Raw genomic sequence first — 17,576 nt, forward strand, 5'->3', positions numbered from 1 at the left:
GTTATGCAAAGAAAGGATCTTTTATTATGAAAAAACTGATAACAATAATGGCGGTAATGGCAGTAATGCTGAGCTTTGCAGCTTGCGGAGATGAAAATGATTCAAACAGCAATGCAGAAAATACAACAGCAAGCACCGCAGCCGATGCAGCAGACGGCAATGAGAATAATAATGATGATGAAACACCAGTAACAGACAATACAGAGATAACAGAAGATGATGTAAGAAATCATGCAGAAACACCTGCGTCAGATTTTGAATATGTGGATCATGGCGACAATGTTTCAATAAAGGCATATAATGGCAGTGATCCGATAGTTGTTATCCCTGAACAGATAGACGGAAAAGATGTTGTAGGAATAACAGACGGACCTTTTACAAATGACAGCTTTGTAAAGGGCATCTCATTGCCAAGCACAATAAAAGAACTTGAATGGACATTTGGAAATAATGCGGCATTGCAAGTGGTTTTAGCATCTGGAGTTGAAACTGTTGGTGAAGGTACTTTTGCAAATAATACGGCACTTAAGGTAGTTAATTTGGGTGATAATCTTACTTCTTTAAATAAAAGTAATTATTTTGAAAAAGGTGTAGAAAAACTGTATATTCCAGCAGGGGTAACAGAACTAAATAAATATATGTTCTTAAGCGGAACTGATAACCTTACAATAGTGGGTGAGGCAGGATCATATGCAGAAACTTATGCAAATGAACTGGGTGTAAATTTCGAGGCAGAATAAAAAAGTAAAATTAAAGAGATATAAAAATCAGGGGTGTGAGTATGGAAAGAAATTCTGAAAGAGGAGCTATCGTTGTTGAGGCGACCATTAGTTTTACAGCATTTATTTTTGCGCTGGTAATGGTGCTTATGATAGTGAATATGGCATATGCGCAGGCTAAGATCGGTTCGGCGCTGAATTATGCCACAAAGGAACTTTCACAGTATTCATACCTCTATTTTAAACTGGGCGTTGATGAAATGGATGCAAACCTGTCGGCTGGTACTGAGGATGCAAAGGAGCAGTCTAAAAAGACAGTCGATTCCCTTGTGACCTTTACAGGAAAAATGACAGATGCGACTGAAAGTGCTCAGGAATATGACTTTGACGGAATGTTGAACAGTCTTGAAAGCGGCGCAACGGACGTAAATACTTTGTATAATTCCTATAAGGAACAGATATCGAAAGACCCGAAAGGCTTTGCCATGAGTATGGGAAAGCTAGCCGTTTCAGAAACTAAAGAAAAAGCAAAGGTTTACCTTGCTCAGCTTGCAGCAAAGGCTCTTATGGAGAAAAATCTCAAGTCTGCTGCTGATGAGGATCCTGAGGGATTTCTCAACAGAATGCATATAGTCAGCACAGCAGGGGGCGGAGAGAAAAAAGGACTTGATGCTTTGGATTTCGGCGGCTCATATATGCTGCCGGCAGGAAAAAATTCTATACAGCTGGTGTGTACATACGAAATAAAGGTGCTTAAACTGCTGAATATCGACTACACATTTAAAATTACTCAATGCGCAAGAACAAATGCATGGGGCAGCGGTGTATCTGAGATAGAGCCTCAGTCTATATGGGATTTACCGGATAGTACGGCTCGTGGTAAGATGATCGTTGCTAATGAAAAAAAGAATTTCCCTTATGAATCAACAGGAAAAAAGTATGACGCTTACAACAATAAGAACGGAAAGAATGAGTTTGTAACTATATTCTCTATTGACAATATAACATATGACACATATAAGACTCAGAGCGGTGTAAATGACCGTGTCAAAAAAGAATTTAGGGCTATGTATAACAGCGTAAAGGGTATGCCTGAGGATATAACTGTTACAAAGAATGGTGAAAACGTAACGCAGAGATCTGACCCCGCAACAAGAACTTATCGTTTGGTAATAGTCGTTCCTGACAGCGGAGATCAGACAATGGTGAAAAAGGCTGTTGAAAATCTGAAGAGTTCATATCCTGATGTTACCATAGAATATGAGATAAAAACAGGATACGGAGATCCGAAGGTCGAACAGCAGAATGATTCAAGCGGATCTTCAAATGAAAATGCAGCTTAGTTGAGGTGGCAATTTAATGATAGGAATTTATATTCTGATAACCGTGCTTTTAAATGCGCTGACAGCAGGTATGTTCTTTTACATATTAAAAAAAGACGGTTACAAAATACATGATACGGAAACTGAGCTTACGGTAAGCAAGGCGGCGGTCATATATTGTGCAGTGGCAGTGGTCATAAATATCGGATTTGCGCTGTTCATATATTTCCGTGGAATAAGAGATATAGAATATCTCAGCAGGACCATTGGTCTTACAAGCGTTTTGTGGCCCGTTGCATTTATAGATCTGAAAACCTACCGCATACCTAACAAGCTTGTGGTTTGCGGTCTGGGCATAAGAGGTGCGGTGCTGATATATGAGATAATAACTCTGAAAAAAGCGGCTCTGTCTGTATTTATGTCAGACTTTATAGCTGCGGCAATAATAGTCGGAGTTTCCTTCCTCTGCACGATGATAATTAAAAATTCTATCGGTTTCGGAGATATAAAGATATTCGCCGTACTCGGTTTGTTCCTCGGTATAAGCGGCATTTTCAGCGCAGTTTTCTTTTCGCTGGTGGTGTCGTTTGTTATCGCCTGCTATGTTCTTATAACCAAAAAGAAAGGCAGAAAAGATACTATACCGTTCGGACCTGCTATCGTGCTGGGTACATATCTGTCATTATTCCTGTCAATTTGTTGAGGTGCTGTACATATGAAAAGTTATAAATTATTAGTCCCTGTGATACTTGTTGTCGCAATGCTCGGTTCTATATATATGCTTTATGATGCAAGATCACAGGTGCAGGCTGAGTATGACGAGGCTGTAAAAGCTGCACGTCAGTATGTAAAAGACGGCATAGACAAGTATGCAATAGAAAATTATGAAACAGCTCTGGATATAAAGCCTTCAGAAGATCTGTATTATGAATTTGCAGCTTACTATTATAATAAGCAGGACTATAAACACGCAATGTCAGTATGCTCTGACATAATGGAAGAATATCCGAAGTATGCAAAGGGCTATGAGCTTGCAATGGATATGGATCTCGAAAGAAAGAGTTATAGTTCATGCTTTGAACTTTATGAGGTATACAAAAAGCGCAGCGATCATTCAGATAAGATAGAAAAGATAATGGAAGATATAAAGTATACATATTATCTTAAATCAACATTTTCAAATGTCGGCGTTTACTGCGGCGGTTATTGTATCATGCAGCAGGAAGATATGTGGGGATATGTCAACACATCGGGAAACGTGGAAATAGACGCAAAATATGTTTATGCAGGTCCTATGGCAGACGGCTATGCGGCGGTCATAGATCAGGACGGCTACGCTTATTTTATAGACGAATCAGGCGAAAAGGTAAAGTATATCAAAGCGCTGCCAAGTGCAAATGCTCTCGGCATACTTTCGGGAGATGTATGTACAGCCTATGACGGCAAGGAATGGGCGATATACAATGTCGAAAAAGGAAAGATATCAGACGGATATGACTATGCGTCATCTATAAATCTCGACACCATAGCTGTTGAAAAGGACGGCAAGTGGAGCATTGTTGATTCAGATGGAAAAGAGCTTTCCTCTGAAAAGTATGATGAGATATATGTTGATGAAAAGGATATAGCTTACAGAAACGAAAGACTTTTTGTAAAGCAGGACGGCTCATATTATATGATCGACAACAGCGGCAGCGAGATAACGGACGAAGCCTTTGAGGACGCTGTACTTTTTGCAGACGCTACCTATGCGGCGGTGAAGAAAAACGGCAAATGGGGATTTATAGATTCCGAAGGAAAGTGGGTAATAGAGCCTGCTTACGATAATGCAAGAAGTTTCAGCAACGGCTTTGCCGCAGTTGAAAAGGACGGTAAATGGGGATTTATAGATAGTGATAATAAGCTTTGTATCGACTATACATTCGATGATGCAAAGGACTTTACCGATGCAGGTTCGGTTTATGTAAAGGACGGAGAAGATTGGTCGCTCCTTAAATTATACAGCTATGACAACTAATTGGAGTAATTGGAGGTAGAAATATGTTTTCTTATGAAACGCAGGGAACAAATACATATCTTGTCTATGAGATAAGCGATTACGGCAATGTTGATACCCTCAGCATGGGCATGATAATCAACAATAAGATCAGCGGACTTGCGCCTGCATTTTACACGCAGTCAGATGACCGCAAGCTTATGAAGTACAATGTAACGGCAAAGATACCATGCAGTCAGTTCTTTGCAGAAACTGTTGGCAGAAAGCAGATGCTTGGCGTGTTCAAGAGCGTACTTGAAGCTATAAAAAGTGCAGACGAATATATGATCGAGATAAATTCTCTTCTGCTCGATCTTGAATATATTTTCGTTGATGTGTCTACCTGCAAAGCAGAGGTGATATGCCTGCCTGTTATCAGCGAAGAAACTACTGATATCGTATCTTTCTTTAAGAATATCGTATTTTCAACTCAGTACGATCAGTCCGAAAACTGCGACTATGTCGCTCAGATCATAAGCTATCTTAACCGCAAGAGCGGATTTGTAATTGACGAGTTTTATGAGCTTGTAAGCAGACTGGACGGTTCAGCCGCTCCAAAGCCTGCGGTAAAGACAGCTCCCGCAGCAGCAAATACAGTGAATAATATGCAGCAGGCTCAGTCGGTTATAGCACAGCAGCGCCCAGTCAGCGCAAACCCTATTCCGCAGCCGCAGAATGTTATCCCGACTCCTGCTCCACAGCCGATACCTCAGCCTGCACCGCAGCGGATGAATGTTCCTCCTGTTCAGCAGCCAAAGCCGCAGACAACTGTGAATAATCAGAATGTCGCAGCTGCTCCTGTTGACGATAAGGATAAAATGTCTATGGCTTATCTTCTTATGCATTACAGCAAGGAAAATGCAGCTAAGTATAAAGAACAGAAAGCCGCAAAGGCAGCAAATCAGGCAGCACAGCCGGCTGCACCAAAGGCAAAGAACAACGCATATCAGAATTCTTCCTTTGCTATCCCTGGCGCACCTCAGCCGTCTGTATCACAGTCGGTACCTGTACCGCAGCCTTCATCACAACCAAAGCCTCAGCCATCAGCGGCTATGCCTGTGAACAATAACAATATGTCAGCTATACCAACAGGCGGAGCGTCATCATTTATGCCTCAGCAGGCAATGAATCCTGCTCCCATGCAGCAGACTCCGCAGGCTCAGCCAATGCCTATGGGAACTACTGTACTCAACAGCAAGTCTGTTGTACAGGATACAACTATCCTCAGCGAATACAACAATGCGGCAGCGTCACTGCCTTATCTTATAAGAACAAAGAACAAGGAGCGTATCGACCTAAACAAGGAAGTTATCAGAATAGGCAAGGAAAAAAGCTTTGTTGACTACTTTATAGGCGATAATTCCGCCATAAGCCGTTCTCATGCAAATATCGTTACAAAGAACGGAAAGGTGTATATAGTTGATACTAACTCAACAAATCATACCTATGTAAATGAAAGTATTATTCAGAGCAACGTGGAGGTCGAACTCAAAAATGGCGACAGCATAAAACTTGCCAACGAGTATTTCGAGTTCTTTGAGTAAAGGATCAGTACGTCTGTGAAGATGGAGATGTGAAGAATGGAGTTTATTATTTCTGCCAGTTCTGATATCGGAAACGTGAAATCCACCAATCAGGACAGCCTGAATGTAAGGGTGCTTGAAACATCGGGCGGAAAAATGGTGCTGGCTGTTTTATGCGACGGCATGGGCGGTCTGCAGTGCGGCGAGGTCGCAAGCGCAAGCGTAGTAAATGCTTTCTGCAAATGGTCGGAAGAGCGCCTGCCTGCTATGGCAGCCGCAGGGATAAAAGACGAGGACATAAGCAGGGATTGGACGGATATCGCCGTTGATATGAATAACAAGATAAAAGCCTACGGCGCACAGAACGGATTTAAGATGGGTACGACTGTAACGGCAATGCTCATAACACAGGACAGATATTATATCATCAATGTGGGAGATTCAAGAGCATATGAGATCAGCACAGCTGCCCGTCCCCTTACAGAAGATCAGACAGTAGTAGCAATGGAAGTGAAAAACGGTCTGCTTACAGAAGAGCAGGCTGCTGTCGATCCGAGAAGAAGCGTTCTGCTGCAATGCATAGGTGCGTCGGATACGGTGCGCCCCGATATATTTTTCGGACAGCCTGTTCAGAATGCGGTCTATATGCTTTGCAGCGACGGATTTCGACACGAGATCACGCCCGAAGAGATATATTCATGCTTTAATGCCGATAATATGATGTCTGCCGAGGATATGCAGAAAAATGAGCTATATCTGATCGGTCTGAACAAGCAGCGCAGCGAGCGTGATAATATTTCTGTCATTACTGTCAGAACATTCTGACCAAGCTTAGCAATACTATCAGAACCAGAGGTGCAATATGCTGGAAATAGGATCGTTGGTTGACGGCAAATACCGTATACTGCGTGAAGTAGGACACGGCGGAATGAGTATAGTTTACCTTGCTATCAACGAAAAAGCGAATAAAACGTGGGCGATAAAGGAAGTAAGAAAAAACGGCGTAATGGACTTTGAGGCAGTAACTCAGGGACTTATTGTAGAAACCGAGCTGCTTAAAAAGCTGAAGCATCCTAACCTGCCCAGTATAATAGACGTAATAGAAAATGAGGACAGCCTCCTTATCGTTATGGATTACATAGAGGGAAAACCGCTGTCCAAACTTCTTGAAGAATACGGCGCACAGCCGCAGGAGCTTGTTATAAAATGGGCAAAGCAGCTCTGCGACGTGCTTGCATATCTCCATACAAGAGAGCCTAAGATAATCTACCGTGATATGAAACCTGCCAACATCATGCTCAAGCCTGATTCGGGCAGAGATGAGAAGGATATAACTCTCATAGATTTCGGTGCGGCGAGAGAATTCAAGGAGAAAAATCTTGCCGATACCATGTGCCTCGGCACAATAGGCTATGCAGCCCCCGAACAGTTCGGCGGAATGGGGCAGACCACAGAGCGAACAGATATATACTGTCTGGGTAAAACGCTGTATCATCTTGTGACGGGCTGTAACCCAAGCGAACCGCCGTATGTTATCAGACCCATAACAGAGATAAATCCAAACCTGTCCACAGGTCTGGAGAAGATAATTCAGAAATGTATTCAGGATAATCCTGACGATCGTTACCAGTCCTGCGAAGAGCTGATGTACGATCTTGAAAACTATAAGACCATTGATGAAACGTATAGAAGAAAACAGAAAAGAAAGCTTGCCTCATTTTTGCTGACATTTTTTATGTCCATAGTATTTCTGGCAGGCGGATTTATATTCGATCATATGGCGCAGCTGAATGCAGAGGATCAGTATGATGTTCTTATGGACGAGGCTGCAACAGAAGTTGACTACGACAAAAAGGCTCGTATGTATGAGCAGTGTATAGAGATCCCGAATAAAGAGGGAGATAAAGCGGCTTATCTTGCATTGATAACCCTTTATAAGGAAAATGATGAAAGCGATTCCGTCTTTACCAAGGACGAGGCTGAAAACATCGTAAAGCTGGTAAAAAACAATGAAGAAGAGCTGAAAAAAGATCCTGACGGATATGCAGAGATATGCTTTGAGATAGGAAAGCTATATTGGTATTATTATGACGGCGACAGCGATATGACGAGGAGAAAGAACTCTGTAAAATGGTTCGATTATGCCATCGACGCTGCCGGAGAAAATTCGGATAAGATACAGCTTGGTATGGCTAAGGTCTATTCAAGAATAGGAACATTCTATACCGAGATATCCGTAAACACCATTGAAGCGAACGATAAGGGAAAATACAAGCCGTTCTTTGATGACGTTAACGAGCTTATAGATACGGTGGCAGCCGATCAGAATGAGAGCGAGATCGTCAGACTGGAACTTCTCAAGCTTGCAGGTGACGCAATGTGTGCATACCCCACAAAGTTCAAAACGGACGGCGTTACTCAGAAGGATATGGAGGATATGTGCAGCAGGATAAAGAAGATATGCGACAGCATAACTCCCACAACTGACCGCACCACCGAACTTTATGACGATATAATCCAAAGCATGGATTCTGCTCAGCAGGAAATAAGCACAGCATTTTCTACCAAAAAGCAGACTAAGGAGGATATGAGCGATGTCGGTTGAGTTACAGCAGATACTTTCATTGGTATCGTTCATTATGGCGGGTGTAATGTTCGCCGCCGCAGTTGTTCTGTTTTTTGTTCTTAAAGTGCCTGATCTGATAGGATATCTTACAGGCAAAAACAGGGCAAAGGCAATAAGCCGCATAAGAGGTCAGAATTTGGAGCATACAGACGGACTGAGCGGAAAACTCAGAACGTCGGCAAGCGGAAATCTTGCGAAAACCGAGAAGATAAGCACAAGCAGGATAGATGCAGCGAAAAATGAAACCACCGTGCTTTCAGACGCACAGACGGAAGTCCTTTCACCTGAAACGACTATCCTCAGCGAACAGACAACTTTGCTGAACAGTCAGAATACCGCAGGCGGAAGTCAAGGCAGCACTGCCACAGATATTGGTCAAAGCGGCGGTCAGCAGATAAACAGCGGAGCATTTATTTTCAATATACTGTATGAAATAAATTATACAGACAGCAAAGAGATCATACAGTAATCCGGAGGCTGAATGTGAAGAAAAAAAGCAAACTGCCGATAGTTCAGCTTTGTGCGCTGACTGTTCTTGCTTTATCGGTGTTCCTTATGCCGATAATGAGCGGAGCGTCATTCCGCATAGGTTCAAGGGTGCCGCTTGTCTGCAACGGAATATTGTTCTGGGGCAGTGCGGCAGGGCTTGCAGTATCGGCGGCAATGATAAGAAGTAAAAAAATAGAAAATCATATATTCCGAAAAGCGGCGGTACTTGCAGGGAAAAAGCCTTTGTACTTTGTTCTTGCAGATGCAGCGGTCTTGGCGGTAATGATATTTATAGGGGTAAAAAACGGCATTGGTGCAGATAACGTCTTTGTATCGTCTGCGCTTTTTGCGGCAGGGGTAATTTATACAGGAATAAATTTGATCTTATTTAGGCTATTAAGTCAGATAAAACGGAAAGGAACGAAGAGAATATGAAGAATATCAGCACTTTTCAGCGGGTCTGCTCGTTATCTATGGCTTTTGCGCTGATGGTGTCATCAACATCGGTTCTGGAAGTCACAGCAGAGGGACTTGCGCCGGACGGTTCGGAAAGCTTTGTTTTCAATGTGCATAATATAAAGGATTCTCCTGTAAAAGGGGCAAAGGTCACATTGAAAAACGATGATCTCGGCATACTCATCGACAGAACAACAGACGAAAACGGCACAGTTGAGTTCCCTGAATTTGAAGAGTGGAAAAACTCAGATGATGCGCTTATCCTTGATTTTGAGGTAAGCAAAAACGGCTATAAGAGCTCATCGGACAGCATAGATGTTTCCGAAGAAAATACGAGAAACGTTATACTGTCGGCGCTCGACAGCGTGGATTTTTCAGATGTAACTGTTCAGCCGTACAATGCGCCGTTCAATGATGAGGAGAATGATGCCGTTGCGGTCATAAGCAATGACGAGGATTGTACAGTAAAGTATAATATCGACGGCGGAGATTTTTCAGAGGAAGTACCGTCCGTAAAGGACACAGGCACATATAAGGTCGGCGTAAGACTGAGCAAGAGCGGTTATAAGACAAGCACAAAATATTATACCGCAGTTGTGGAAAAGGGCGAAAGAGAGCTTTCTTTCAAATATCCAGACCCAAGCGACATAATTTTCGATGATGAAAATGAAACAGTATTTGAAAACCCGATAGAGGGAACGTTTGCTGATGAGGTGACATATTCGTCGGATAATGATGATGTTGCCACAGTTGATGAGGACGGTACTGTAACATTCAAAAAAGCAGGAACAGTCAAGATAACAGCAACAGCTGAAGAAAATGACAGTTATAAAGCTTTCAGCGCATCATATAAGATAACCGCCCTTGAAAGCCATGATGAAATTTACTTTGATATATCCGAGCCTATGGAAAAGGTATATCAGCCTGATATGAAGTTTCAGAACACAGCAAGGTACGGCGATGAGAAATTAAAATATTCTATTATAAAGCAGACCCTTGACGGAAAGGAAATAACTGATGGTGCTGAAATAGACTCCGAAAGCGGAGAACTGACAGTAAATTCAGCAGGCGAGTTTGTGGTGAAAGCAGAATCAAGTTCAGACTCTTCTGCCTATACTGAGTACACTCTTATAGTAAATAGAGCAGATCAGCCGGAATTTGTCTATAGTGATCCAAGCCTTACAGTAAAGTGTGGTGCAACACTTAATAAGGCGATCCTCAATAAGGTTTCAAGCGGCGAATTGACATACAGTGTACAATCAGGAGGAAATGTTGTATCTGTTGATAAAAAAGAAGGTCTGATAGAACCACTGCAATCAGGCGGTAAGGCATTAATAGTTGTAAAAATAGCAGGCGACAACAAGTATAACGAAAAAATCAGCACCTTTGAGGTAGAAACTAAGAAAGGTGTTCTCGGTATCCGTGCGGCTAAAGATACCTGTGAAATAAAGTTCGGTTCATCTCAAAGGGAAGCTGACCCCGGCTTTACAGGCAAGAACGATGATGCCGCTGATACAGTGTTCAGCTGTTCATCTGATGATGATATTGCCGAAATAGATCCGAAAAGCGGAAAGCTTACTATAAACAACAAATTGGCGCTTGGCGATTATATCGTAACAATAACAGCGAAAGCAGAAAATTACGAGGATAAAGTTTTTAAAATAAAAGTAAGCGTTGTAATGAACGAATCTGCTGATGTTATTGATATTAAAGGTACAGAAGGCGAAAACGGCTGGTATACTTCTTATGTTACAATAAGTCCGAAAGCTGATTATGAGGGCATAGCCTATGGTCAGAATGACGTGTTCCAGAAAGAACTGATACTGGAAGATGGAATTCACAAGAATGATGTTTTCGGAAAGCGTAAAAGTGACGAATCAATAGAAAAGGACAAGAACGGCGTTGACGTAAAAATAGACACCGTTCCTCCGGAAGTGGTAAATGTAACTTGTAACGGAGAGACATTAGACAATGTTGACGATCTTGTTACTTCAAAGGGTAATATCAGTATTGGCGTATCTGCAATGGACAATGGTTCGGGCATTGAAAAGTTCGTTTTCAAGCTTGGTGGTACCAAAACCGAGATAAGCACAGACAGCGGTTCTGATAATATCGAGGTCTTAAAAGACGGAACAGTTAATGCGAAATTGGATATTGCTCCTGAGAGAGTATCATCGCTGGAGTACAAGATAGTCGATAGAGCAGGAAACAGTACAGAATGGAAAAAGACCTCAAAGAATTTTGTATCTGATAATACCAAACCGGAAATAACATTTGATGGTGTTGAAAAGGACAAGGATAAGGTAGCTATCGGTTCAAAGACCGTTACAATAAGGATCGAAGAACCTAATATAAAGACCCTAAGCGGCGGCAATATAGCAACCGTCAACATTGAAAAAGACGGTGAAGAATATAACGGTATCCCGCCTATAAAATTTGTTGAACAGAGAAAGAATACAGGCATCTATACTGCCAACGTGACTTTTAAAGAGGTCGGTAATTATAGAATAAATGTATCCTGCGAAGATATCTGCGGCAACAGCAATAGTGCTGTGAGTGATGAAGACGGAATTATTGTCGGTGAGGAAAAGCCGTCAACTAGCGTTGAATTCAACAGCACAAATGAAGCAGATATATATGGCGCAGACCGCACTGCAGCAGTGGAGATAAATTCTCAGTATGTTGATTTTGGGTCATTAAAGGCAGTATGCGAGATCACAACACTTGACGGAACGAAAATTAATTCTAACGGCCTTGCTGAGGAATTAACTAAAAAGCTGAGTGACAAGACTCTTTGGAAACATGACGAGGAAAGCGGAACATATAAGCTTGAAGGTCTGAAATTTGATGTCGAAGGAAATTATAAATTCTATATCAATTACGGCGATAAAACTTTGACAGAAACGTTCAGTTTTTGCATAGACAAGTCAGAGCCTACTGATCTCGGCATAGAATACAAGCAGAAAAATTTTGATACTTTCCTTGAAACGATCACGTTTGGTTTCTATAAGCCTGATGTTGATGTAACGTTAAAAGCGTCAGATAATATTTCCGGCATAGCTGAATTTGAATACTGGACAGTTGACAGTGATGGAAACGAATCTGAACATATCACAATAAAAAACAGCTCCGACGGCGTATTTGCAAGCTATACTTTTAATATAAATAAAACGTACAAGGGCAAGATACACTTTATTGCAAAAGATAAAGCAGGAAGGGTTTGCAACAGTGAAGAAAATCTTGTTATTGAAGAGACTCCGCCTGTTATTGAACTTTCCACAGATAAGGTAAGCAATAAAATAGGTGAGGTCAAGATAAAGATCACAGAAGAGAATTTTGATCCGACCAAAACTAAGATCGAGCTTTTCGACAGAGATCTGAACAGCAAGTATGAACCGGTGAAAAATTTCACACCTGAATTTACCAGTGAAGAGGGTTCAAATGTACATACTGCTGTGGTCACTATTGACAAGGCAGGCATATACAAGCTTGTTGTTGACAGCACGGATAAGGCAGGCAATGAAGCAGAGCAGAAATATATTGAGTTTTCTGTCGTCGAGAATTTAGATGAATCGGATAAAATAATCCAGTTCGAGGGTGATAATGACAAGAAGTATTTTGATAATACAAGAAATGCACGCCTTTGCATAAATGCGGAAAGCATAGATGTCAAATTACTGAGTGCGAAAGTTACAGCTGTTGATGTAAACGGCAATGAAGTTGCTGATCAGGACCACCGCAGCATAGCTGAAAAACTTCAGGCAGATTTTAACGATATGATCCAAGATCCCGATAACTGGAGAACAGAGGGCACAGGCAGAGATAAAAATTATTATCTTTTTTACGACAAATCAGAATATCCGCTTGAATTTACTGCTTCAGCAAATTATACTCTTGAAATATCATACAACGGAAAAAAAGCAGATGCAAAATCATTCTGCGTTGATAAGGAATCACCTGTTGATCTGAATATAACATATGATACATCTTCGTTTGTTATAAATAAGCTGCTTAACGAGCTGCCGATCAATTTCTTTAATGACTCAGTAGACGTTACGATCACCGCATCAGACAGAATAGCAGGCATAAGCAAGCTGGATTATGACTATGTGGATGTAAACGGAAACGGCATAGGAAACAACAGCGTTGTGGAAAATTCTCTGACAACGTATGCTGATAACTCAATTGTATCTTATACATTCACACTTGAGCCTCAGTTCAAGGGCAAGATAAAGCTTACAGCATACGATAAATCGAATAATTCCAAGACGTTCAATAAGAAAGATGAGGACGGCAGAGATATTGTTGATGTTGTTGATAACGAGAGATCTGTAATTGACGTTTCTTATGACAACAACAGTGCTGAAAATGATGATTATTACAAATCACCAAGAACAGCAACTATAACGATCCAGGAAGATAACTTCTACTCTGAAAACGTGAAAGTTACCGTAAGCAAGCGTGAATTTGGCAACAGTGAGTTTGTTGACGAGGTGCTTAATGACCTTAAATTTAAACATACCGAGGGTAATGTATACACCGCAAAGGTAACTTTCGATGAGGACTGCGAATACAAACTGTATGTTGAGGCTAAGGATTATTCAGGTCATACAAGCACATACAGCGACAGCTTTATGGTAGATAAGATAAAGCCTGTGATAGATGTCACATATGACAACAACAGTGCAGAAAATGAAAACTACTATAAATCATCAAGAACAGCGGAAATAAAGATAACAGAGGATAATTTCAGCGCAGACAATGTTGAGATCATCGTCGAGAGAAGAGCAAATGATTCTTCTGAATATATCTCATCAACTGTAAAGCCTGACTTTACATCTGACGGAAATATCCATACTATGACTTATACGTTCAGCGACGATGCAGACTATAAATTCAGCGTAAAATGCACAGACCTTGCAGGCAACGAGCAGGAGGAAGCATACAGCACAGATTTCACAGTAGATAATATCAAGCCTGTTATAAACGTAACATATGACAACAACAGCGCAGAAAACGGAAACTACTATAAATCATCAAGAACAGCAACAATTAAGATCAATGAGCATAACTTCTATGCAAACGGAGTAAAGATAGTTGTCGAGAAGAGAGCAAATAACTCTTCAAGCTATACTTCAACTGTTGTAAAGCCTGACTTTACGTCAAATGGTGATATCCATACAATGACTTATACATTCAGCGACAATGCAGACTATAAGTTCAGCGTTGAGTGTACAGACCTTGCAGGCAACGAGCAGGAGGAGGCATACAGCACAGATTTCACAGTAGATAAGATAAAGCCTGTTGTAAACGTAACATATGACAACAACAGCGCAGAAAACGGAAACTACTATAAATCATCAAGAACGGCAACAATAAAGATCAATGAGCATAATTTCTATGCAGACGGTGTAAAGATAGTTGTCGAGAAGAGAGCAAATAACTCTTCAAGCTATACTTCAACTGTTGTAAATCCTGACTTTACCTCAAATGGTGATATCCACACAATGACTTATACGTTCAGCGACGATGCAGATTATAAGTTCAGCGTTGAGTGTACAGACCTTGCAGGCAACGAACAGAATGCTGTTTATAAAGATGAGTTTACTGTGGATAAGACAAAGCCTGTTATCAATGTAACATATGATAACAACAGCGCATCAAACAGCAGGTATTTCAAGGCAGCAAGAACAGCGACTATAAAGGTCACAGAGCATAACTTTGATACAAAAAACGGTTCAAAGCTTACCGTAACAGCAAAGGACGCATCCGGCAGAACAGTAAAGACATATGCTGATTCAATAACCTCATGGACAAAGAGCGGCGATGTCTACACCGCAAAGGTCGAGTTCAAGGACGATGCAAATTACACCTTTGATTTTGCTTACACCGATATGGCTGGAAACACAAGCGGAAGAGTGAACTACGGCAGTTCAAAAGCTCCCGAAAGCTTTACCGTTGATACTGTAAAGCCTCAGGGTACAGTAAAGATAGGCTCGCTCACTTCCGACAGCAGTTTCAGAAACAGCTATGATTTCACACGCTGGAGCAACAGATCGCAGGAGGTATCCATTACCGACAGCGACACTCTCAGCGGAATAGATCATGTTGAATATCTCAGAACAGATAAGATCTATAATGAAACGCAGGCTGCTAAGGCGGCAGGCTGGATGAGAGCAGATAACCTCAGTACTTCATTCAGCATCTCTCCAGATGAAAAGGTCATCATTTATGTTCATATAGTGGACAAGGCGGGAAATGAAACATACATTTCCTCAAACGGTGTTATCTTCGATGCGACAAAGCCTGTTGTTGAAAAGGAAGCACCGCAGATAAAGATCACTCCGGGCAAGACCTCATTCTCAGGCGTGTTCAACTCAGATGTTCCTTTCGATATCAGAGTAGTTGATCCGTCAACAGGCGCAGATGTTTATTCAGGACTTTCCAGCGTAACATATGAAGTCATAAATATGGGTACAGTAACGTCAAGCGGAACATTGTTCAGAGGCGGAGCTGAAATGACAAAGGTTTATGACAAAACAGCAGCGCTTACAATAAACAGTGCCGCAAACAACAGCAATGATGTAACGCTGAGAATTTATGCGTCAGATAATGCAGGAAATTCAAGTGCAAAGAACTATGACCTTTCTATCGACATAACAAAGCCTTCTATCAGACTTTCATATGACAATAACAGCGTAAGAAATGATAAGTATTTCAAGAATGACAGAACGGCAGTTATCGAGGTGACGGAGCGTAACTTCAGCGCAGACGATATCAAGATAGACATAAAGAACTCAGAGGGTTCAGTTCCCCGTGTATCAGGCTGGACGCAGGTGTCAAGCGGTTCGGGCAATGGTGATAATGCAGTATGGAGAACGACAGTTAAATTTGATACTGACGGAAAGTATAATGTAAATATCACAGGCGCAGATAAGGCAGGAAACAGCGACAGCGGATTGAATATCGTGTCAGGCACAGCTGCCGCAAAGGACTTTGTGATCGACAAGACTGCTCCTGAACTTACCGTAAGCTATGACAATAATTCAGCACAGCACGGCAATTACTACGATTCAGCAAGAAAAGCAACTATCACCATAAAGGAACATAATTTCAGCAAAAATGACGCAAGCGTTTCCCTTACAGCAAGACTTGACGGCAAGGATATTTCAAAGCCTAAGCAGTCAGACTGGAGCGGCTCAAACGACAGTTATGTTTCCACGATAGAGTACAAAGCCGACGGAGATTACACCTTTGGCATAAAGTATACGGACCTTGCAGGAAACGAGATAAAGACATATGCAGATGACAGTTTCCATATCGACACAGTCAAGCCGGTCGTAAAGATCAGCGGTGTTGAGGATAAGGCGGCATACAGTTCAAAGGCAGCTCCTGAGATAACATTCTCCGATATAAACTTTAACGCCGACAGCATCAGCGTTACTTTGACAGGCGCAAACAAGGGCGAGGTAAAGAACTTCAAATACACCGTCAAGGAAACAAAGAACGGCGTAAAATATGTATTTGATAATATCGAAGAGATAAAGGATAATGATGATATCTATACTCTTACAGCCGTAACAAAGGATATGGCTGGCAATGAGAATGAAAAAGCCCAGGTAGTTTTCTCAGTAAACCGTTTCGGTTCAACATATGAACTGGACAGCGCAACAGGAAAGCTCAATAACTCATTCATAAAAGAACCGCAGGATGTAGTGATCTCGGAATACAATGCAAACAAGCTTGCAGATCAGACCATTACTATCGTAAAGAATGAAAAGGTCATCACTCTCGTTAAGGATAAAGATTATTCCGTAAGCGTTGAGGGCGGCGACGGAAAATGGTACAAGTACATTTATACTATTTTCAAGAGCAATTTTGAAGATGACGGTATTTACAGCATAAAGGTACATTCAGTGGATGAGGCAGGAAATGTTGCGGAAAATACTCTTGATACAAAGGTAACAGACATAAGCTTTGCGGTAGATAAAACTCCGCCAGAGATAATCGTCACAAACCTTGAATCAAATAAAACATATCCTGTAACAAAGCTTGACGTTCGCATTTCAGCAAGTGATAATATACAGCTTTCAAGTGTACAGGTAATGCTTGACGGAAAGGAAGCAGGCAGCTGGAATGAAGCGGAAACAGAAAAGATACTCAGTGCAAACGGCGACTTTATCGTTTCTGTTGACGGAAATTCAACTTCGGCACATACTATGAAGATAATCTGCACCGATAAGGCCGGAAATACTTCCGAGGCTGAGTTTACAGACTTCTATGTAACGACCAACTTCTGGGTAAGATTTTATAACAACAAGCCTGCGTTCTTCGGAACTCTGGGCGGAATACTTCTTCTGATCGCAGCAGTGGTATTTGTTATAGTAAAGAAAAAGAGAAGATAAA

Annotated in this window: 10 protein-coding genes; all 10 read left to right on the plus strand. The window is 41.5% G+C overall.

The window, feature by feature from the left end; translation table 11 throughout:
- Positions 1-26: 26 nt before the first annotated feature.
- From Q0E19_RS01145 to Q0E19_RS01190, 10 genes are read left to right on the plus strand one after another with little or no spacing between them, the layout of a single operon-like run.
- Positions 27-740, plus strand: coding sequence for a leucine-rich repeat protein (locus tag Q0E19_RS01145; RefSeq protein WP_294406362.1), 714 nt, complete (start codon positions 27-29; stop codon positions 738-740).
- A gap of 41 nt (positions 741-781) precedes the next feature.
- A complete protein-coding gene (locus tag Q0E19_RS01150) occupies positions 782-2,062 on the plus strand; it encodes a hypothetical protein (protein WP_294406364.1) in 1,281 nt (426 codons plus the stop codon).
- 16 nt (positions 2,063-2,078) lie between these two features.
- Positions 2,079-2,744 (plus strand): A24 family peptidase, encoded by a 666-nt coding sequence (locus tag Q0E19_RS01155; protein ID WP_294406366.1) that lies wholly within the window; start codon positions 2,079-2,081, stop codon positions 2,742-2,744.
- A gap of 12 nt (positions 2,745-2,756) precedes the next feature.
- A complete protein-coding gene (locus tag Q0E19_RS01160) occupies positions 2,757-4,058 on the plus strand; it encodes a WG repeat-containing protein (RefSeq protein ID WP_294406368.1) in 1,302 nt (433 codons plus the stop codon).
- A 23-nt stretch (positions 4,059-4,081) separates the two neighbouring features.
- Positions 4,082-5,620, plus strand: a complete 1,539-nt coding sequence (locus tag Q0E19_RS01165; RefSeq protein WP_294406370.1) for a DUF6382 domain-containing protein — start codon at positions 4,082-4,084, stop codon at positions 5,618-5,620.
- Positions 5,621-5,656: 36 nt separating this feature from the next.
- Positions 5,657-6,424, plus strand: a complete 768-nt coding sequence (locus Q0E19_RS01170) for a protein phosphatase 2C domain-containing protein (RefSeq protein ID WP_294406372.1) — start codon at positions 5,657-5,659, stop codon at positions 6,422-6,424.
- A 37-nt stretch (positions 6,425-6,461) separates the two neighbouring features.
- Positions 6,462-8,204 carry a serine/threonine-protein kinase gene (locus tag Q0E19_RS01175; protein WP_294406373.1) on the plus strand — a complete coding sequence of 581 codons (1,743 nt, stop codon included), beginning with the start codon at positions 6,462-6,464 and terminating at the stop codon, positions 8,202-8,204.
- A complete protein-coding gene (locus Q0E19_RS01180; protein WP_294406376.1) occupies positions 8,194-8,694 on the plus strand; it encodes a hypothetical protein in 501 nt (166 codons plus the stop codon). Before Q0E19_RS01175 ends, Q0E19_RS01180 begins: the two co-directional genes overlap by 11 nt.
- A 14-nt stretch (positions 8,695-8,708) precedes the next feature.
- Positions 8,709-9,149: a hypothetical protein gene (locus Q0E19_RS01185; protein ID WP_294406378.1), complete on the plus strand. Its 441-nt coding sequence runs from the start codon at positions 8,709-8,711 to the stop codon at positions 9,147-9,149.
- Positions 9,146-17,575 (plus strand): Ig-like domain-containing protein, encoded by an 8,430-nt coding sequence (locus tag Q0E19_RS01190; protein WP_294406380.1) that lies wholly within the window; start codon positions 9,146-9,148, stop codon positions 17,573-17,575. Before Q0E19_RS01185 ends, Q0E19_RS01190 begins: the two co-directional genes overlap by 4 nt.
- The last annotated feature ends 1 nt before the right edge of the window (position 17,576 follow it).

Origin of the sequence: uncultured Ruminococcus sp. (genome assembly GCF_934476685.1) — a bacterium.
Lineage (GTDB): Bacteria > Bacillota > Clostridia > Oscillospirales > Ruminococcaceae > Hominimerdicola.